Raw genomic sequence first — 18135 nt, 5'->3', positions numbered from 1 at the left:
GCCGACATCCGCTAATTTGAACATCGAAAAAAATGCACATAATATAAGTTGGGAGTTATATTGGACATTCGCCTGCCTCCCCTTCGCCTGTTAACGGTTTTCGAAACTGTGTTGCGCACTGGCAGCGTCCAAAAGGCAGCATCCGATCTAAATGTAACACAGCCAGCAGTCAGCCAGTCGCTCAAGGCGCTTGAAGACCATGTCGGGACGCGACTGCTGGATCGCAGCAAGCGCCCCTCCACGCTCACGGAAGCCGGCAGGATCCTCCACGTCGGCATTTCGGAAGGGTTTGGACGAATTACGGAGGCCTTCGTCCAGATACGTTCTCTTCAGAATGCAGCAGAACAATCTGTCACCGTTGCCAGCAGCATTGGTACGGCAACCTACTGGCTCATGCCACGACTGGCGGACTTTTACAGCGAGCATCAAAACATCGCGGTGAACGTGCTGACCACGGCGGGTGCGCCGGAGTTCCAACCTGGGGTGGATCTCGTCATCCGCTACGGTACAGGCAACTGGAAAGATGGTCGAAGCATCAAGCTCTTTGACGAGAAAGTTTTACCCGTCTGTAGCCCGGCAGTTGTAGATCGGATTGAGGCGGAGGGAGGTCTTTCGACCGCAACCTTGCTGCATGTCAGGAGCGACGACAACAGCTGGCTCACATGGAAGGACTATCTGAGCCTCAACGGATTGCCCGAAAATCGCGCGTTGGGCCGCTATTTTACCAACTACGTTCAGGCGACGCAGGCCGCCTTGTCAGGCCAAGGGGTGTTGCTTGGATGGGAATCGAACGCCGGTGACCTTGTTCGCCAGGGACGGCTCGTCGCGTTTGGCGCAACGGCTTATCATCCCAAGGAAGCGTTTTTTCTGGTTTGTCCCGCCGCGGCAGAGCGAAGGGAGGCGGTGGAGCTTCTGACGGGATGGATCACAAACCTTCGATATTGAAATGATGCCCAAAAAAGCTGGTTGAGTACCATAACCCCGCTGGCGACGCTGATGAGCAATCTCGGCGGCCATTGCCTGGAGGCGCTGACCGAGGTTTCCGCTTATCATTGATCACGACCGCAGGTCGGGTCTTCCTCGCCTATACCGTCAAGGGCTGGGTAACCCGCCACAAGGACAATTATGCCGGCCTGATGACGACGAGCCAGGCCAAAGAGGTTTCATGGCGACCCGCCGGCATGTGTTGATTGCTATCAATGCAGCTCGGCTCGAGACGTTCTCTTTTGTTGCCAGGTGCTGAAAGCCACTCCGGCAACGGCGGCGCAAAGTCGCTTCTCGCGATATCCGGCCAAGTCTTTGAAAGACGATGCGTATGGACATAGTTCCACGCCATTCTGCGCGAAGAATGACGAACATCGGAGGCAATTCATGTTTACCCAGGACCAGACCGCGGTCGTCGCATTTCTCAACGACCCCGACACCTATGGACATGGAGCCGACGCGGTTGAAACGATCGAAACGCACATCTCCTGCATCTTTCTCGTCGGCGATCGTGCCTTCAAGATGAAACGTGCGGTAAAGTTGCCCTATGTGGATTTTTCGTCGCCGACGCTGCGCCTGGGGGCCTGCAGGAGGGAAGTCGAGCTGAACGCGACGACAGCGCCGGGTCTATATATCGGTGTTCGACGAATAATGCGCGACAAAGAGGGCCGCCTCAGTTTCGATAACGGGGAAGAGCTTGTCGATGCCGTTATCGAAATGGTTCGTTTCGATCAGGGCTCATTGTTCGATCGTATGGCCATCGAGGGCAGGCTGAACGCCGAGCTTATGACGCGAGCGGCGCGCATGATCGCTCGCTTTCATCGCGGCGCTCCAATCGCCCACCAAGGCCCCGGTTCGGCGAATATCGCCGCCGTGCTCCGCATTAACGCCGCGGGTTTCGCCACCAGCCGGGTTTTTAATGCCAACGAGCTCGCAGCCTTCGATCTTGCATTCCAGAGGAAACTGGCAGCTCATGCATCACTGCTGGATGCGCGTGAAGCGGCCGGAAAGGTGAGGCGTTGTCATGGCGACCTGCACCTTCGCAATATCTGCCTTCTCGATGGCGAGCCGCGGTTGTTCGATTGCATCGAGTTCAACGATCAGATCGCCACGGTCGATACGCTTTACGACCTTGCTTTTCTTCTTATGGACCTCTGGCATCGCGGTTTCCCGCAGCTCGCGAACCTGGTGATGAATCGATACCTTGATGAATCGGATGATGACGACGGCTTCGTGCTTTTGCCTTATCTCATGGCAATTCGCGCGGCGGTGAGGGCGCATGTTACCGCCACGCAGGTCGAGGAAGGCAGCAATGACGCAGGACGACTTGTCGCTGAGGCCCGAGCCTATTTCGATCTGGCGCTCGCTTTGATTGATACAGAGCCGCCGCGACTGATCGTCATTGGTGGTTTGAGCGGTTCCGGCAAGACAACTTTGGCAGAAATGTTGGCAGCACAATTCGGCTCGCCTCCGGGCGCCAGGGTTGTCGAGAGCGATCGCATTCGCAAGGCCATGCACGGGGTTTTGGCCGAAACAAGGCTTCCGCCCACCGCCTATCGTCCGGAGGTATCAGAAAGGGTGTATCGCGAGATGGGACGTCGCGCCGCCTTGATTCTGAACGCGGGCGGCTCCGTCATCGTTAACGCGGTGTTCGACAAGGCCATCAACCGCGAGCGGATCGAGAAGGTGGCGCGTGAGGCTCAGGTGCCGTGCACGACTGTTTGGCTCGAGGCGGATCCGGCAGTCCTTAGCCAGCGCGTCGCCACCAGGCTGGCTGGACCGTCCGATGCGGACCTAGATATCCTCGCGGGGCAACTTGCTGGCGAGACGGGGACTATTCCCTGGTCTAGGATCAATGTTGAGCGAGGGGCGGACCAAATCGTCCGCGAGATCTTGGAGCGTGATGTTTCTCGTTTGAATCGACATGGCCCCCCTAAGATGCCGCAAGTCTGATCATCATGCCGGGACGAGGCCAAGGTCGACTATCGGACAGCACGGTAGGTGGGCTGGCTCATCCGTACGTTCCTGATCTTTGCAGGTCCGGTCGGGCACGGCGCGGATAAGGAAACGGGCTCAGAGCTTTAGGTTCAAGGGCAGGACGATGTTGTCCATATCGGCGCGGTGAAAGCGTCGGCTCCGTTCCCTCAATGGCGGCCAGAAGGTCAGCTAAGAGATCTTGAACGACAACAGATCCGGCAAAACATCGGCCGACCCAAATGGGCCGGGCGACAGTTCCGCATCGTGATTGCCGCAGCCGGAGTTAAGAGCTACCATTTGCGTGCCGGTCGTCGACGCGGCGCATTCCGCGGGCCGGGTATGGGAGAAACGGCCATGTTACGTTCAGTTCTGCTTGCCTTATTCTTGTCGGTCATCCCCGCGACCGCTTTTGCCAATGAATGCCCGAGCATCATGGCCGCGATCGATGCGGCCTTGCCAACCGCAACCCTTGCAGAGCCCGATATGACGAAAGTTAAGGAACTGCGTGCCAAAGGCGAAGAATTGCACGCCGCCGGCGATCACGCCGGATCAATGGCTGCACTCAACCAAGCAAAGAAGATGCTCGGCATCTAAACCTTTATCGAACGCGGCGGACACAGTGCTTTCCTGGTTTACCGACCGGCACGCGATCAAGTGATGATTTCCCGATTGGCGACCTCGCCCCAGGGCCGCCTACGCGCTCACGCGCTTTGTACGGGGATAGAGACTAATACGGCACCACCGCTCACTGGCAATACAGTTGGTGCTCCGGGAGACCGGCAAGGAGTAGATGGTGCAAGTGAAGCGCGCGCAAGAATTCCTCCATGGGCGACGGGTGCTCCTTCTTGGTAATCGTCAATGATGCAGAGGTCCCCAAAAGCTTCAGCTCGCGTCACCTCGGGCCACAGACCTGACTAAGAGAGTCGGCGCAGGGCCTGTCGAGGCTCTCGGTATCAGGTGGCTCTCGAGCGGTGCCGGGCGGGCAGGAATCTTGCCGCTCAAACAGGCAAGGAGATAGTCTGCCGCCTGTCTGCCGATTTCGGCGTTATCGACACGCATGGTCGTCAGGGGCGGATCGGTTTGCTCCGCCATCGCCGCGTCGTCGAAACCCGTTATCGAAAGCTCGTCCGGCACACGGAGGCCCAGGACGCGGGCTTCGATCAGCGCGCCGATTGCCAGCGCGTCGTTGCCGCAGACGACCGCAGTCGGGCGCGGCCCGGGCGCCCCCATGATTGCGCGCAGGCTCTGCCGGCCGAAAACGATGCTCGAAGGCCCCTCGTGCACGTGCTGCGGCCTGAGTGCCAGACCTTCCTCGGCCAGCGTCTCGCGTAAGCCCTTGAGACGGGCGACGACACGGTCGTTGTCGATCGACGGCTGATGGATCAGCGCGAAATCACGATGCCCGAGATCGAGCAGGTGTCGAGCAATGCGACGGAAAGCGGCGGCGTTGTCGAAGCCGATGCAGGGATGCGGGGAGCCGGGGCGATGGGAATAGGTGACCACGTACGGCACGCCTCGCGCGGCGATGGTCTCGAACATGCCGGGCCGATGAGATTCGCCGACAATGGCCAGCGCCTCGACGCCGCGCGCCAGCATGGTGCGCACCTGATTGACGGCCTGGTCGGCGTCGTAGTTGGAGCAGCCGATCAGCACGGTGACGCCGTCGGCCGAGAGCCGGGTCTGCAGCGCGCCAACCTGCGAGGCGAAGACATCGTTGTCGAGCGTCGGGATGAGCACGCCGGCGAGCCAAGTGCGCCGGCTCGCCAGTGCGGCACCGGCCGGATGCGGCATCCAGCCGAGTTCGGCTGCTGCCTGGAGAACCTTTTCACGAATCTCAGGTGCAACCTTTTCCGGTGCATTAAACGCACGTGAGACAGTGGCCGTCGAAACGCCAACGAGCGCCGCAATATCCAGCGCGCGCGGTTGCGAGCGTCCATTGCCGTCTTTACCTCCACGCCCCATGCCAACCAGGTCCTTTCTCAATCGATTAGATTTGTATACGCTTACAGCAATTTTTCCAAGGTATTTCCCGCTTGTTTTCCAGCATCTTCGTGTCAAGTTGACAAAGAACGCGAAACTGATATGTAAGCGCTTACATCAAGTGAGGCTGTTGGGAGGCGACCGTGCGAGCATCGACTGATGCGCATGGTCTTGCTGCAGCTGGTCCTGGAGGAGGCACACCCTTGGTCGCGATACGCAAATTCTTGCTGAACCCCTTGCAGTTCGTCATCGCCGCCTGCCTGGCAGTCATGGTGATACTCGTCTTCGGTAACGTCGTGTTGCGTTACGCCTTCAACACCGGGATCTCCGTATCGGATGAGCTGTCGCGGCTGCTGTTCGTCTGGATGGTTTTCCTCGGCGCCGCCGTGACGCTCTTCGAGCAGGCGCATCTCGGCGTCGATACGCTGGTGCGCCGGTTGTCGCGCAAGGGGCGTATTGTCTGCTTCGCGCTTTCCAACCTGCTGATGCTCTACACGACATGGCTGATCTTCTCGGGCACCTGGCGACAGGCGGGGATCAATCTCGGCATGACGACGCCCGTGATGGGCGTATCGCAGGCCTGGTTCTTCGTTCCGGTGCTGGTCTTCACGGTGCTTGCAGCCGGCTGGTTCTGCCTGTCGCTGCTGCGCTCGCTGAGTGGACGGATGAGCGACGAGGAGCTCATTGGAATCAGGGAGTCAGAAGAGGATTTTGACATCAGCGCGCTGCCGTCGTCCGGCAAGGGGGCGCCGTCACGCTGAAGGCCCTCGCGGGGGTTTCCATAGCGCCGCGCCGGCGCCTTTTTCAAAGTTTGCAGCCGCAAGTCGACCGGACGTGTTCCCCGGTCATAAGCGCCAAGGGTTGATCCGCCATGACAATTCTCATTTTCATCACAGCCCTTCTCGCCGCCATGGCAATCGGTATGCCTATCGCCTACGCGCTGCTCATTTGCGGTGTGGCACTGATGGTGCAGCTCGCCATGTTCGATCCGCAAATCCTGGCGCAGAACCTTGTGAGCGGCACGGACAGCTTCACGCTGCTTGCGGTTCCCTTCTTCATGCTCGCGGGCGAGGTGATGAATGCCGGCGGGCTGTCTAAACGGATCGTGGCACTTGCCCTGACGCTGGTCGGCCATGTGCGCGGCGGGCTCGGCTATGTCGCGATTATCGCCGCCTGCGTTCTCTCCGCGCTCTCCGGATCCGCCGTTGCAGACGCGGCCGCACTCGGGGCGCTCTTGGTGCCGATGATGGTCAAGGCCGGGCACGACAAGGCGCGCTCGGCTGGCCTTGTGGCCTCCGCCTCGGTCATCGGGCCGATTATTCCCCCCTCCATCGCCTTCATCCTCTTCGGCGTCACCGCCAACCTGTCGATCTCCAAGCTCTTCATGGCTGGCATCGCGCCGGGCCTGATGATCGGTATCGGCCTTGCCGTCGCCTGGTGGATCATGGTGCGCAAGGAAGAGATCGAGCTCAGGCCGCGCGCTAGCGGCGCCGAGCGGCTGAGGGCATTGCGTGAAAGCCTGTGGGCGCTCGGCCTGCCGGTCATCATCATCTTCGGCCTGAAATTCGGCCTGTTCACGCCGACCGAGGCCGCCGTGGTCGCCGCCGTCTATGCGCTGTTCGTTGCCACCTGCGTCTACCGTGAACTGAGCCTCGGTCAGCTCTATGCGGTCTTCGTCTCCTCCGCCAAGGTGACCAGTGTCGTCATCTTCCTCGTTGCAGCGGCCCTCGTTTCGGCTTGGCTGATCACCATCGCCGACCTGCCCGGACAGGTGGTCGAGCTACTCTCGCCCTTCATGGACAGCCCAAAGCTGCTGATGCTGATGATTATGATCCTCGTCGTCATCGTTGGCACGGCGATGGATATGGCGCCGACCATCCTCATCCTCGCGCCGGTGCTGGTGCCGGTGGTTCAGGCAGCCGGCATCGACCCGATCTATTTCGGCGTGCTGTTCATCATCAACAATTCCATCGGCCTCGTCACGCCGCCTGTCGGCACCGTGCTCAACGTCGTGGCGGGCGTTTCTCGGATCAATATGGAAACCGTCATCAGGGGCGTCACGCCGTTCATGGTCGCGCAACTCGTCGTGCTCGGGCTGATGATCGCCTTTCCCGAACTCGTTACCGTGCCCGCCGCCTGGCTGGGACGTTGATTTTTCGAATTTTTCGCATCGTAACACGGAGGAAAGCGATATGCGTAAAACTCTCATGGCGTTCATGGCCGGCCTGCTGCTGACATCGGTCTCGCCGCCCGCGGCAAACGCGGAAATCCGCGAACAGACCATCCGTTTCGCCAGCGCCGGGGCTGAAGGCTCGCCGTTGGTGATCGGCCAGCGTAAATTCGCTGAGATGGTCAAGGAAAAGAGCGGCGGCAAGATCGACGTCAAGGTGTTTCCGGCCGGCATGCTCGGCGGCGACCTGCAGTCAGTCGCCTCGTTGCAGGGAGGCCTCCTGCAGATGTCGGTCATGAATGCCGGCCTGATGGCGAGCCTCGCGCCCGATTTCGCCCTGCTCGACCTGCCGTTCCTGTTCGAAAACGCGAAGGAAGCCGATGCGGTGATGGACGGTGAGGTCGGCAAGACCTTCACCGAGGAACTCGCGGACAAGAACCTCGTCGTCCTCGCCTATTGGGAACTCGGTTTCCGCAACCTGACCAATAGCCGCCACCCGGTCGAGAAGGTTGACGATATAGAGGGCCTGAAAATCCGCGTCGTGCAATCGCCGATCTATCTGGAAATGTTCCAGGCACTCGGGGCCAATGCCGTGCCGATGCCCTTCCCGGAGGTCTATACCGCGCTCGAAACAGGCACGGTCGACGGGCAGGAAAACCCGGCGCCAAGCATCCTGACGGCCAAGCTCAACGAAGTGCAGAAATACATCACGCTGACCCGCCACACCTATAATCCGATGGTGCTGCTGTTCTCCAAGCCCCTGTGGGAACAACTGGACCAGGAAGAGAGGGATCTGCTTCAAGCGGCGGCGAGCGAGGCGGCTACCTTCCAGCGCCAGCTTTCACGTGATGCGGATGCGAAAGCCGTCGAGGCGCTCGCCGCTTCGGGCATGACGGTGACCAAGCTGCCGCCCGAGGAAATCGCCCGTTTCCGCGAGAAAACCAAATCGGTTGCCGACAAGTTCGCGGCTTCCGCGAACCCGGACCTGGTAAAGGCTCTGACCGACACGATCCAGCGCGTGCGCGCCGGAAACTGAAAATTCGAATATCGGGATGGAGGGGGCTCGCCCTCCATCCCTTCCTTCCCATCAAAGTCGAGGCTGATTGCTCATGTACACACCCAACCGCCTGAAAGCCCATCTGGCCGCCGGTCATGTCGCGTTCGGATGCTGGGTCGGCGGCGGCTCGCCGACCAATGCCGAAATCCTCGGTCACATTGGTTTCGATTTCCTGCTCGTTGATCACGAGCACGGCGTTGGCGAAACCCGCGAGATCATCGACACCCTGCGTGCGGTTGAAACGACGCCTTCGCCGGCGCTGGTGCGCATTCCGTGGAACGACCACGTCTTCCTGAAGCGGGTGCTGGATGCGGGCGTGCAATCGGTCATGATCCCTTCCGTCGATACGGCGGAAGCCACTCTCGCCGCCGTGAGGGCCTGCCGCTATCCGCCGGACGGCATTCGCGGCTATGCGGCCGGGGTCGTACGCGCCTCTACCTTCGGGCTGGAGCCGGACTACATCCACAAGGCCAACGAGAACATGCTCATCGCCGTACAGATCGAGTCCTACACGGCCGTCGACAATGCGGCGGGTATCGCTGCGGTCGAGGGCGCGGACATCATCTTCATCGGCGTCAACGATCTGGCCGGATCGATCGGCCGGCTGGAGCAGACTGGGCATCCGGACGTGCGCGAACTGGTGCGCCGGGCGGAGGAGGCGATCCTCGCCTCCGGCAAGATCATGGGCACAGTGCCGAACGCCGGTGCGTCCGTCCGCGACCTGATCGACCGCGGCTACCGCGTCATCGCCGGCCCGCACGATGTGGCACTGCTGCGCGATGCCGGGCTGGCGGCGATGGCCGATTATCGCGAACTTTGTCAATCCCATACCGACGGTAGGAAGGCTGCAGCCACGAACCACATGCAGAAATCCTACTGATGTGCGGGGGTATCGTAAAGTTGACAGCAGTGTGCCAGCACGGTTCGGTGGACTGAGGCCCGCTGCCGGCGGCCGAGGCCAGGCGTGAACTTCACCGCGCCAGCTTTCGACGTTGCGGAGGCAGCTCAGTCCTCTAGCAGGGTGAAGACCGAGCAGGGATGGGCGATACCGCGCAATAGGTGCTCGCCCAAGGGGGTCAAAGCCGTCGTCGTCTCGTTCGCGGCTGCGCCCGAGATGAGCACACTGCGACCAAGGGGCTTGCATAGCCCTTCGAGCCGGCTGACCAGATTGACCGCGGGACCGATGGCGGTAAAGTCCAGCCGGTCGGCCGCGCCGATATTGCCCCATAATATCTCGCCGAAATGCAGTGCCACTCCAAAGGGTAGCGGAGGCAGCCCTTGCGCCTGCCGCACTGCGTCGAGATGGGCCATCCCGGCGCGAGCGGCGGCGATCGCGCGCAGCGCCGCCTCGCAGGCTTCGCTTGGCGCGCCGGTGACCGGGAAAATCGCCAGCACGCCGTCGCCGATGAACTTCAGCACCTCACCCCCGAAAGCATGCACCGCCCCGGTGATGCGGTCGAACCAGGCGTCGAGGGCGGCGATCACCGCTGCGGGCTCCGTCACCTCGGACATGGCGGTGAAGTCGCGCAGATCGGCACAGAGCAGTGCAGCGCGGATGGTCTCCCCTGTGCCGCGGCATAGCGGGCCGGCCTGCACCCGGGCGGCACTACGCCGGCCGAGATAGGCCTCGAGCAGCGCCGTCAGCGCCGCCCGCGCGCCCAAGGCGGCTAAGGGCGCTGCGGCAAAGCGCGCAGCTTGGCGCAGCCGGCTGGCTTCGGAGGGGGCGAATGGCCTGGCTCCGGCCCAGCCCAGCACCGGATTGTCCAACGCCGACGCGACAGTGTCCTCCTGCACCGGGCCTAGCCCGGCCAGCCAGTTGCGACCCGCTTGGCTCGGCGGACCGCCGACGAAACCCAGCGCCTCCATCACCGCTCCAGTCTCCGCCCGCCACAGCCACGTGCGGCGGGCGATGATCGGATGCGCCACTGCGAGCGTCAGAGCCCCACCGGCAAGTGGCAGGCCGTCGGCCAGCAGCCGGTCGCCGAGCTCGGCCAGAAACGATTCAGGGCCGGGCGAGGCACCGGCCTCGTCAACCAGCCAGGCAAGGGGCGCGGGCAGATCCATGCATCGATCATGCCATGGCGGACCCATGCTGTCATCCGCGCTGGCGCTGGTGCTTCTGCCTGGCATGTTGTCGCCTGCGAGCATCCCACGACAGGACACCCTTCGGGCGGTGAGGTGACATTCGAGGTAAGCCCATGGGACTGCGGCTGTCACAACGCCCCTTCACAACACACCATGTTCCAGACGTGCAGCCGAATCTCTTGAGGACGGCTCAACGCATGCGAGCCGGCGGCTGCATCAAGGGCGACGATTTCGAAGCGGAAAACAGTCACACCCGGCCTGCCCAGGGGTCCGGACCCGGTTCGCGCCCGGCTGCAACCTCGGCCAGCCGGTCGAGGTAATGAGCCCAGCCTTCCGCATGGCCGGCGCATTGCTCGGCATTGGGCAGGCCGCTGTGGGTCAGGCGCAGAAGCGTTCCGTCCGGCTGCTCGATCAGGTCGATCTCGACCAAGCTCGACCCAGGCGGTACCACCTCGCTACCGTCCCAGCCGAAACTGTAGGCCAGGCGGTGTACCGGCACCACCTCGCGAAATGAGCCGCGAGCAAATCTCGCGCCGGTGACGTTGACGAGATAGAGTCCTCCAGGCTGAGGCTCGACCTGCGCTTCTGTTCCCATCCAGCGGAGAATATTCTCTGGATCAGTCATGAGCGCGAACACCGCGGCGGGCGGCGCCGGGATGCGCGTCTCGCGGCGAACGACGTTTGGCTCCTGCATCGGTCTCTCCCATGGTTGCTTGGCTAGCCCCTTAAGCGGCGGATGGACCGGAGCGTCCTGTGCTATCGTGGGACGTCCTCAGGCGACAGTATGTAGGCGACCGTTCGTCCTCAACAAGGGCGCCGTTGGCTGGTATCGCTGGATCAGAATCGCCGGCCGGCCCCGTTTCGCCGACTGGCGATCAATCTTAGCCACTGCGCCGAATGGAAGACGCTCATCAGCGCGTACATGACAGCCATTCCGCTGGACGGTGAAACCTCTTGTGCGGCCGAGCAGATCATGTCGGCATTACCGTCAAATGCTGTCAGCAGCGTCATGGTCGCAAATGTCGGCGCGGCCGCGAGACATAACCAATCGGCGGCGCTGCGGGCGGCAACGCTGCCGCTGCCGCCACCCGCAGATCCGCTGCCTGCGGGTGGCATCCCCTGTGCGTTATTGGAGTGGAGGGCCATCGAACGTTCAGCCTTGGCCGTATTCGTCGTGGAGGCGCCACCAAATACCGTTTTCGTTTCGCCCCATCGGCGCACGATCGAGCCATTGATACATGCCCCAGATGCCGTCCAGTCCGCGCGCATAGCTGGAATAAGTGTGGTAGATGGTGCCCTCGTTGAGCACGAAGGCACTGAGGCCGGGCCTATCGCGGGTGTATGTTGCGACGTCGGTGCCCGTCATGGCAGCGATTTGCGCAACCGGTCCCTCGCTGCCGCGTAACTTCCATTCCTGCATGGTCTGGCCTTCAAGTGGCTCGGGGCTCGGCGCCTCGCGGCGGAAGTTGTATTCGATGCTGCCCTCGCGTTGTTGCTCCGCGGTGAACCAGACGCTGAAGTCGCGGTTGAAATCGCTGCTGAAAGAGGAGGCCCAAGGAAAGCTCCACCCCATCCGACCCTTGAAGGCTTCCAATTTTGCCAGCGGCGCGCGCGATATGGCCGAGAAGGCGACATCGTGGTTCTCTAGATGGGTGGTAATGCCGTTGAACCCGTCCGCGATCGAAGAGCATGATGGGCACCCGGCCGTATAGTCAGGCCCGAACATGAAATGGTAGACGAGGAGTTGCGAACGCCCCTTAAAAAGATCCGCCAGCGAGGCGCTTCCTTCATCGGTGTCGAACAGGTATTCCTTGTCGACCCGGACCCAGGGCAATTCCTGCCGTCGCCGTGCCAACTCGTCGCTGCGCCGAGTGAGCTCCTTCTCATCCTGGAGCAGATCGAGCCGCGCTTTCAGCCACTCTTCACGTGTCCCTGTCATATGATCCATCATCGTTCTTTCCTTCTGCCTGTCTGTCGTCCACCATTGCCGGTGCGACGTGTTGCTTGCTGGTCGTGAATAGATTAGGGCCGGAGAACGAACTCATGGGAGTTACAAGTGTGACGGGATTCCGATGGACTCGCTGATCACCGCTGCAGCGCGGGCGCTCGCGGCAGGTGATCGCCTCGGCGCATTGAAGCGGGTCGCCTTGCGTGATGACGCGCCGGCGCTGGCGCTCCGAGGTATCGTGATGGCACAGCTCGGCGATTTCGCGCGAGCAAAAGCACTTCTGAAAAGTGCCGCGCGCGCGTTCGGCCCGAGAGAGGCGGTGGCGCGGGCGCGATGTATCGTCGCCCAAGCAGAGATCGCGCTTGTCTCGCGCGACCTCTCTTGGCCGGCCAAGTCGCTCGAGGTGGCGCGGGCGACGCTGGAAGCGCATGGCGACGGCGTCAATGCCGCGCATGCGCGCAATCTCGAAGTCCGGCGCCTGCTGCTGCTCGGCCGCCTTGACGAGGCCGAGCGCACGCTCACTGAGCTTGATCCCACGTCGCTCCCGCCTGCCACAAGAGCGGCGCACGCCCTTGTGGTTGCGGGCATCGCGATCCGGCGCCTTGATACGAAGGCGGCCCGCACTGCGCTCTTGCGGGCAGGGCAAGCCGCTCATCAGGTTGACATTCCTGCGCTGACCGCGGAGGTCGAAAGCGCGTTCCTCGTCCTGAATACGCCCGCAGCACGGTTAATCGCGCATGGCGAGGAGCGTCCCCTGCTGCTCGAGGATGTCGAAGGACTGCTGGCGTCAGAGACACTTGTCGTCGACGCGTGCCGCTTTGCCGTTCGTGAGCGAGGCACAACAGTTTCGCTGGCGACACGCCCGGTCCTGTTCGCGCTGGCGCGCGCACTGGCTGAGGCATGGCCCGGAGACGTCGGCCGCAGTACGCTGATCGCACGCGCCTTCGGGGGGAAACATGCCGACGAATCGCATCGCGCGCGGCTGCGGGTCGAGGTCGGGCGACTGCGCGCCGCGCTCGGGACGCTTGCTGACGTCAGTGCAACGAAGCGCGGCTTTGCAATAGAGCCGCGCCGCGCGTGCGAAGTCGTCATGCTGGCCCCGCCCGTTGACGAGCAGCATGCCGGTGTGCTCGCCTTTCTTGCCGACGGCGAGGCGTGGTCGAGCTCAGCGCTCGCGATTGCGCTCGGCGCCAGCCCGCGCACTGTGCAGCGGGCGCTTGATCAGCTTTCAACAACAGGCAAGGTGCAATCGTTCGGTCGCGGGCGAGCGCGTCGCTGGATGACGCCGCCGGTGCCAGGTTTCCCGACTATCTTGTTACTCCCCGGTCCGCTGCCGAGTGACTAATATGATACGTACCACATTTGATGAGGATGCAATCATGAAGCGTTCCGCTGCCGAGATACTCCGTGAATATGGCCCCTTTCCGGGAGCCGACCGCGTGAATGGCGTCACGTTTGACGGTCAGAACGTCTGGTTTGCGTCAGGCGACAAGCTGAACGCCTTTGATCCGGCGAGCGGCAACGTGGTTCGGTCGATTGATGTCGCCGCGCATGCTGGGACGGCTTTCGACGGTCAGCACCTCTATCAAATCGCCGAGGATCGCATCCACAAAATCGATCCGAAGACCGGCCGCATACTCACCACGATCCCTGCGCCCGGCGACGGTGGCGATTCCGGGCTCGCCTGGGCCGAAGGCACACTCTGGGTGGGCCAGCATCGAGGCCGGAAGATCCATCAAATCGATCCCCAAACAGGGGCGGTTCTTCGCACCATCGAGTCCAAGCGTGTCGTCACAGGCGTCACCTGGGTCGACGGCCAACTCTGGCACGGCACCTGGGAAGGTGACGAAAGCGATGTCAGGCGTATCGACCCTGAAACGGGAGAGGTCCTGGAGAGGCTCGAGATGCCGCTTGGAGTGGGTGTGTCGGGACTTGAGTCTGATGGCGGCGATCAGTTTTTCTGTGGGGGCGGAGGCAGCGGTAAGGTGCGCGCAGTCCGCCGGCCCAGGCTCCGCCAGCCCAGACCAGGCACCGAGGGCGGGCCCCGGCGCCGAGACCCCCGTTGAACCACGAGCAAGCCGAAGCGGCGCTGGCGGGGCGCGCCGATATCGCACCTCAATGGCGAGGCGCGTAATCTCGACCGCCGTCAATCTTTGCCGGGCGCCCTTCCAGGAAAAGCTCACCAATGCGCGGCTCCGAGCGGGCGATGGTTTTGCCGCATCGGATCACTGCCAGCCGGTTCGGTTTCAGTCGTAACGCTTCCAGCGTATCCCGTGCCTGAAGGACGACGAGATCTGCATTGCAACCCGGTTCCAGACCGTAGCCTTCGATGCCCATCGTCTTTGCCGAATTGACAGTCAGCGCGTCGAAGATTCTCTTCTTGTCCTCGATGCCGGCCATCTGCGCCACATGGATGGCCATGTGGCCGACCTCCAGCATGTCGCCCGATCCCATCGAATACCAGGGATCCATGACGCAATCGTGCCCGAAGGAAATATTGAGCCCGGCATCCATCAGCTCGCGTATGCGGGTCATACCGCGGCGTTTCGGATAGGTGTCGTGCCGGCCCTGCAGCATGATGTTGATTAAGGGATTGGGGATCACGTTGATCTGCGCCTCCGCCATCAGCGGGATGAGCTTTGAGACGTAGTAGTTGTCCATCGAATGCATCGACGTCAGATGCGAGCCGGCGACGCGTCCCTCAAGGCCAAAGCGGATGGTTTGCGTAGCCAGCGTCTCAATATGGCGTGAGAGCGGATCGTCAGTTTCGTCGCAATGCATGTCGACCGGGAGCCCGCGATCAGCAGCGATGCGGCAGAGCGCTTCAACCGAAGCAGTGCCTTCGCCCATCGTGCGCTCGAAATGGGGAATGCCGCCAACGATGTCGACGCCCATGTCGAGCGCGCGGTCAAGGGCGTCGATCGCGCCCGACGAGCGATAGTAACCATCCTGGGGAAAAGCGACCAGCTGCAGGTCGATATAGGGCGCGATCTTCTCCCGGACCTCAATCATTGCTTCGACGGTTACCAGTTTCGGATCGCTGGTATCGACATGGCTTCGGATGAAAAGCAGGCCTTGCGTGACGGCCAGATCGCAATAACGTAGCGCGCGATCGACCAGTTCCTCCTTAGTCGCGTTCGAGCGGAGTTCTCCCCACAGCGCAATGCCTTCCAGCAGCGTGCCCGAAACGTTCATGCGCGGCAGGCCGAGGGAGAGGGTCGCATCCATATGAAAATGCGGATCGACAAATGGCGGCGTGACCAGGCGCCCCGTTGCATCGATTTCGTCCTTTGCTTGCGCCTCGAGATTCCTCTCGACCGCGACAATCTTCTTGCCGGCGATGCCTATGTCGACGCCCGTGCGGCCATCGGGGAGATTTGCATTTCTGACGATCAGATCGAACATGGGAACCTCATCGGAATTGGATTATGTCAACGTTCGCCGCGGCGATAAGGCGTCATCAACGCCTGCGGAACGAGGGCGCGGCGAGCCATGATGCCAGGGGCGACGATAGAAAGGATATAGGGCGTCATCAAAAAGAGCGGATAGGGCACACGAACACAACGAGCACAATGCAAACCAGTCGCGCCCTTGTCCTCGGCGACAAGCCGGCCTTCTTGGCCACATCCACCATGGTTGGAGGTTTGCGCGTGTAATGCACGGCGCCATGTCATCGCTACCAGCCCAATAGATCCGGTTTAACCGGCGATTGCAATGGGTTCGGCAGACTTGTGGGAGGCACGTCGTTAGCATTGAATGAGGCGGCGCGGTGCTTGAAAAGGGTGCCGCGCCGCCAGTGTCGATCATCCCGATCAGAGTGGGAATTCGTTCGCTTGAGTGACGTGGTGGTGGATGCGACCGTCGAAGAAACGGGCCATTACCTGTTCCGTCGCAGCTTTTGCAGCAGCGCGGGCCGGGCTTGCAAGGGCGGCCTCGACAGAGGGCAGATCGGGATAATTGATGGCTAGGATCATCGGGATTTCCGGTGCACCATCGTCGCGCGCGTCTGTGAAGCTGACGCGGACATCAAGAGCGCCGGGAAAGGCCTTCCATTTCGGTAGGATGAAGTCGAGCACGGCAGCGCGAAATGCCTCGGTCTGACCGTCCTTTACTTTGCCTTCAAACAGAGCGTAACGTGTGATCATTGCTTGATATCCTTATTTGGTCCCCGGAAAAATTCCATCAATGCGGCCTGGTCTTCACCGCCAAGGCCGGCGGCCGTCAGCATGCGATGCACCTCGGCGCAGGTTGCCGTCAGCGGCATGGCCGTATTGGTCAGGCGCGCCAGGTCCTGCGCGCCGTTCAGATCCTTGACCATGTTGTCGATGCGCCCGGTGCGCCTGTAGTCCTTGGTGACGAAGCGCGGCATATATTCCTGCAAGATGGCGCTGTCGGCGCGCCCGCCTTTGAGTGCCTGCGGTATCTTTGCCGCCTCGACGCCGGCATCGAGCGCCAGTTGCGTGGCTTCCGCGACGGCGAGGAAATTGAGGCCGCACAGCACCTGATTGATCAGCTTGGTCGTCTGTCCTGCACCCGACGGACCCATATGCGTGTAATTGCTGGCAACATGCTTCAGAACCTCGTAAGCGTCGGCGACGTCCTGGTCCGCACCGCCGGCCATCAAAGTCAATTGGCCTATCAGCGCCTTTGGTGCGCCACCCGAAAGCGGACTGTCGACCCAGCGCAGGCCCTTTTCCGCCGCATCCGCCGCCAGCGCCCTTGTCGCTTCCGGATCGATCGACGACATGTCGATGATCAAGGTCCCCGGTCGGGCACCTTCGGCGACGCCGCCGGCACTGAATACGGCCGCCCGGACGACCTTCGCCGAGTTGAGGCTGAGGATCACATAGTCCGATTGGGCGGCCGCTTCCGCTGCACTGGGCGTTGAAATGGCCCCCTTGTCGACCATCGCCTGCACTTTTACCGGATCAAGATCGAAGACCAGCAGCCGGTTGCCCGTCTCTGCCAGCCGAGTGCCGATGGCGCCCCCCATCGCGCCGGCGCCTATCAAGGCCACATTGTTCGTCATTTCGGAACTCCTCCCACCCGGATGTCTCCCAATTGTGCCGCAATGGCATCAATCCGTGCCGTCAATGCGGTACCGACGGAAGGCTTGCCGCAACCTGCCACACCCATCAGCACCATGCGCGCCGCCATGTCAGAGCGACGCTGTTATGCCGCCGTCGACATAGAGCACATGCCCATTGACGAAAGACGAAGCGTTGGACGCCAGGAAGATGCAGGCGCCGAGAAGCTCCTCGACCTTGCCCCAGCGGCCGGCCGGCGTCCGCTTGGTGAGCCAGGCCGAGAAATCGGGGTCGGCCACAAGGGCAGCGTTGAGCGGCGTATCGAAATAGCCCGGCGCGATGGCATTGCATTGCAGGCCGTATTTGGCCCAGTCGGTCGCCATGCCCTTGGTAAGATTGCCGACGGCGCCCTTAGTCGCAGTGTAAGGCGCGATGCCAGGCCGGGCGAGAGCCGTCTGGACGCTGGCGATATTGATGATCTTGCCCGCCCGGCGGCTGATCATGTGGCGGGCGCAGGCTTGGCCGACATTGAAGACCGTCGAGATATTGGTGCGCAACAGGCGCTCGAAAGCATCCGCGGGGAAATCTTCCAGCGGCGCACGGTGCTGCATCCCGGCATTGTTTACCAGGATATCGATCGCCCCGATCTTCGCCTCGAAATCGTCGATAGCGGTACGCACGGCCGTGTGATCGGTTGCGTCGAAAACGAGTTGATGGACCGTGCCGTCGAGCGTTTTTGCCGCCGCGTCGAGCTTTGCCTCATCACGGCCGTTGAGCACCACGTTCGCGCCGGCTTCGCGCAATCCGCGCGCCAGAGCAAAGCCTATACCCTGCGAGGATCCCGTCACAAGGGCGCGTTTGCCTGTCAGATCGAACAATTCGTGAGTCATCGCTTTCCTCCGTTTTT

At 61.9% G+C, this 18135-nt stretch carries 19 protein-coding genes and 1 pseudogene; 10 read left to right on the top strand and 10 right to left on the bottom strand.

The window, feature by feature from the left end:
- Positions 1-60 precede the first annotated feature (60 nt).
- From ACSQ2W_RS24165 to ACSQ2W_RS24150, 4 genes are all read left to right on the top strand, one after another.
- Positions 61-945 carry a LysR family transcriptional regulator gene (locus tag ACSQ2W_RS24165; protein ID WP_436088660.1) on the top strand — a complete coding sequence of 295 codons (885 nt, stop codon included), beginning with the start codon at positions 61-63 and terminating at the stop codon, positions 943-945.
- A gap of 107 nt (positions 946-1052) precedes the next feature.
- Entirely contained in the window at positions 1053-1190 is a 138-nt protein-coding gene (locus tag ACSQ2W_RS24160) for a hypothetical protein (RefSeq protein ID WP_436088659.1), read from the top strand.
- A 181-nt stretch (positions 1191-1371) separates the two neighbouring features.
- Positions 1372-2937 carry an AAA family ATPase gene (locus tag ACSQ2W_RS24155; RefSeq protein ID WP_436088658.1) on the top strand — a complete coding sequence of 522 codons (1566 nt, stop codon included), beginning with the start codon at positions 1372-1374 and terminating at the stop codon, positions 2935-2937.
- 363 nt (positions 2938-3300) lie between these two features.
- Entirely contained in the window at positions 3301-3555 is a 255-nt protein-coding gene (locus tag ACSQ2W_RS24150) for a hypothetical protein (protein ID WP_436088657.1), read from the top strand.
- Between the two features lie 288 nt (positions 3556-3843).
- Here ACSQ2W_RS24150 and ACSQ2W_RS24145 read toward each other — a convergent pair whose 3' ends face one another.
- Positions 3844-4923 (bottom strand): LacI family DNA-binding transcriptional regulator, encoded by a 1080-nt coding sequence (locus ACSQ2W_RS24145; RefSeq protein ID WP_436088656.1) that lies wholly within the window; start codon positions 4921-4923, stop codon positions 3844-3846.
- A 221-nt stretch (positions 4924-5144) separates the two neighbouring features.
- Between ACSQ2W_RS24145 and ACSQ2W_RS24140 the strand changes: the two genes are divergently transcribed.
- The 4 genes from ACSQ2W_RS24140 (at position 5145) to ACSQ2W_RS24125 (ending at position 9048) form a co-directional block, all read left to right on the top strand.
- A complete protein-coding gene (locus tag ACSQ2W_RS24140; RefSeq protein WP_436088655.1) occupies positions 5145-5702 on the top strand; it encodes a TRAP transporter small permease in 558 nt (185 codons plus the stop codon).
- A gap of 110 nt (positions 5703-5812) precedes the next feature.
- The gene (locus tag ACSQ2W_RS24135) at positions 5813-7093 is read left to right on the top strand and encodes a TRAP transporter large permease subunit (protein ID WP_436088654.1); all 1281 of its coding nucleotides are present in this window, start codon (positions 5813-5815) and stop codon (positions 7091-7093) included.
- A 40-nt stretch (positions 7094-7133) separates the two neighbouring features.
- The gene (locus ACSQ2W_RS24130) at positions 7134-8147 is read left to right on the top strand and encodes a TRAP transporter substrate-binding protein (protein ID WP_436088653.1); all 1014 of its coding nucleotides are present in this window, start codon (positions 7134-7136) and stop codon (positions 8145-8147) included.
- Positions 8148-8220: 73 nt separating this feature from the next.
- The gene (locus ACSQ2W_RS24125; protein WP_436088652.1) at positions 8221-9048 is read left to right on the top strand and encodes an HpcH/HpaI aldolase family protein; all 828 of its coding nucleotides are present in this window, start codon (positions 8221-8223) and stop codon (positions 9046-9048) included.
- 125 nt (positions 9049-9173) lie between these two features.
- Here ACSQ2W_RS24125 and ACSQ2W_RS24120 read toward each other — a convergent pair whose 3' ends face one another.
- The 4 genes from ACSQ2W_RS24120 to ACSQ2W_RS24105 form a co-directional block, all read right to left on the bottom strand.
- On the bottom strand, positions 9174-10232 hold the full coding sequence (locus ACSQ2W_RS24120) for an adenylate/guanylate cyclase domain-containing protein (protein ID WP_436088651.1): 1059 nt from the start codon (positions 10230-10232) through the stop codon (positions 9174-9176).
- Between the two features lie 268 nt (positions 10233-10500).
- On the bottom strand, positions 10501-10947 hold the full coding sequence (locus tag ACSQ2W_RS24115) for an SRPBCC family protein (protein WP_436083826.1): 447 nt from the start codon (positions 10945-10947) through the stop codon (positions 10501-10503).
- A gap of 143 nt (positions 10948-11090) precedes the next feature.
- On the bottom strand, positions 11091-11399 hold the full coding sequence (locus ACSQ2W_RS24110; protein ID WP_436088650.1) for a hypothetical protein: 309 nt from the start codon (positions 11397-11399) through the stop codon (positions 11091-11093).
- Between the two features lie 7 nt (positions 11400-11406).
- Positions 11407-12204, bottom strand: coding sequence for a DUF899 domain-containing protein (locus ACSQ2W_RS24105; protein WP_436088649.1), 798 nt, complete (start codon positions 12202-12204; stop codon positions 11407-11409).
- A gap of 121 nt (positions 12205-12325) precedes the next feature.
- Here ACSQ2W_RS24105 and ACSQ2W_RS24100 point away from each other — a divergent pair, with 121 nt between their 5' ends.
- Both ACSQ2W_RS24100 and ACSQ2W_RS24095 read left to right on the top strand, forming a co-directional pair.
- Complete coding sequence (locus ACSQ2W_RS24100) at positions 12326-13546, top strand: helix-turn-helix domain-containing protein (protein ID WP_436088648.1); 1221 nt, start codon at positions 12326-12328, stop codon at positions 13544-13546.
- 34 nt (positions 13547-13580) lie between these two features.
- On the top strand, positions 13581-14267 hold the full coding sequence (locus ACSQ2W_RS24095; protein WP_436088647.1) for a Vgb family protein: 687 nt from the start codon (positions 13581-13583) through the stop codon (positions 14265-14267).
- A gap of 49 nt (positions 14268-14316) precedes the next feature.
- Here the strand turns inward: ACSQ2W_RS24095 and ACSQ2W_RS24090 are convergent, their stop codons facing one another.
- The 5 genes and pseudogenes from ACSQ2W_RS24090 to ACSQ2W_RS24070 form a co-directional block, all read right to left on the bottom strand.
- On the bottom strand, positions 14317-15606 hold the full coding sequence (locus ACSQ2W_RS24090) for an amidohydrolase family protein (protein WP_436088646.1): 1290 nt from the start codon (positions 15604-15606) through the stop codon (positions 14317-14319).
- 26 nt (positions 15607-15632) lie between these two features.
- Positions 15633-15755, bottom strand: a pseudogene (locus ACSQ2W_RS24085) (ABC transporter permease); the annotation flags it as partial.
- A gap of 258 nt (positions 15756-16013) precedes the next feature.
- Positions 16014-16346, bottom strand: a complete 333-nt coding sequence (locus ACSQ2W_RS24080) for a hypothetical protein (protein WP_436088645.1) — start codon at positions 16344-16346, stop codon at positions 16014-16016.
- A complete protein-coding gene (locus ACSQ2W_RS24075; RefSeq protein WP_436088644.1) occupies positions 16343-17230 on the bottom strand; it encodes an NAD(P)-dependent oxidoreductase in 888 nt (295 codons plus the stop codon). Before ACSQ2W_RS24075 ends, ACSQ2W_RS24080 begins: the two co-directional genes overlap by 4 nt.
- A 129-nt stretch (positions 17231-17359) precedes the next feature.
- Positions 17360-18118 carry an SDR family oxidoreductase gene (locus tag ACSQ2W_RS24070; protein WP_436088643.1) on the bottom strand — a complete coding sequence of 253 codons (759 nt, stop codon included), beginning with the start codon at positions 18116-18118 and terminating at the stop codon, positions 17360-17362.
- Positions 18119-18135: the final 17 nt, after the last annotated feature.

Source organism: Pararhizobium sp. LjRoot255 (genome assembly GCF_964252905.1).
Taxonomy (GTDB): Bacteria; Pseudomonadota; Alphaproteobacteria; order Rhizobiales; family Rhizobiaceae; genus Pararhizobium.
This window is presented reverse-complemented; position numbering and strand designations above follow the sequence as displayed.

What these genes read in the sequence shown, in the direction of transcription:
- ACSQ2W_RS24155 (WP_436088658.1), top strand. Translation starts at nt 1,372, where the DNA reads ATGTTTACCCAGGACCAGACCGCGGTCGTCGCATTTCTCAACGACCCC.
- ACSQ2W_RS24150 (WP_436088657.1), top strand. Translation starts at nt 3,301, where the DNA reads ATGGGAGAAACGGCCATGTTACGTTCAGTTCTGCTTGCCTTATTCTTG.
- ACSQ2W_RS24145 (WP_436088656.1), bottom strand. Translation starts at nt 4,923, where the DNA reads ATGGGGCGTGGAGGTAAAGACGGCAATGGACGCTCGCAACCGCGCGCG.
- ACSQ2W_RS24135 (WP_436088654.1), top strand. Translation starts at nt 5,813, where the DNA reads ATGACAATTCTCATTTTCATCACAGCCCTTCTCGCCGCCATGGCAATC.
- ACSQ2W_RS24130 (WP_436088653.1), top strand. Translation starts at nt 7,134, where the DNA reads ATGCGTAAAACTCTCATGGCGTTCATGGCCGGCCTGCTGCTGACATCG.
- ACSQ2W_RS24125 (WP_436088652.1), top strand. Translation starts at nt 8,221, where the DNA reads ATGTACACACCCAACCGCCTGAAAGCCCATCTGGCCGCCGGTCATGTC.
- ACSQ2W_RS24120 (WP_436088651.1), bottom strand. Translation starts at nt 10,232, where the DNA reads ATGGATCTGCCCGCGCCCCTTGCCTGGCTGGTTGACGAGGCCGGTGCC.
- ACSQ2W_RS24115 (WP_436083826.1), bottom strand. Translation starts at nt 10,947, where the DNA reads ATGCAGGAGCCAAACGTCGTTCGCCGCGAGACGCGCATCCCGGCGCCG.
- ACSQ2W_RS24110 (WP_436088650.1), bottom strand. Translation starts at nt 11,399, where the DNA reads ATGGCCCTCCACTCCAATAACGCACAGGGGATGCCACCCGCAGGCAGC.
- ACSQ2W_RS24105 (WP_436088649.1), bottom strand. Translation starts at nt 12,204, where the DNA reads ATGATGGATCATATGACAGGGACACGTGAAGAGTGGCTGAAAGCGCGG.
- ACSQ2W_RS24100 (WP_436088648.1), top strand. Translation starts at nt 12,326, where the DNA reads ATGGACTCGCTGATCACCGCTGCAGCGCGGGCGCTCGCGGCAGGTGAT.
- ACSQ2W_RS24095 (WP_436088647.1), top strand. Translation starts at nt 13,581, where the DNA reads ATGAAGCGTTCCGCTGCCGAGATACTCCGTGAATATGGCCCCTTTCCG.
- ACSQ2W_RS24090 (WP_436088646.1), bottom strand. Translation starts at nt 15,606, where the DNA reads ATGTTCGATCTGATCGTCAGAAATGCAAATCTCCCCGATGGCCGCACG.
- ACSQ2W_RS24080 (WP_436088645.1), bottom strand. Translation starts at nt 16,346, where the DNA reads ATGATCACACGTTACGCTCTGTTTGAAGGCAAAGTAAAGGACGGTCAG.
- ACSQ2W_RS24075 (WP_436088644.1), bottom strand. Translation starts at nt 17,230, where the DNA reads ATGACGAACAATGTGGCCTTGATAGGCGCCGGCGCGATGGGGGGCGCC.
- ACSQ2W_RS24070 (WP_436088643.1), bottom strand. Translation starts at nt 18,118, where the DNA reads ATGACTCACGAATTGTTCGATCTGACAGGCAAACGCGCCCTTGTGACG.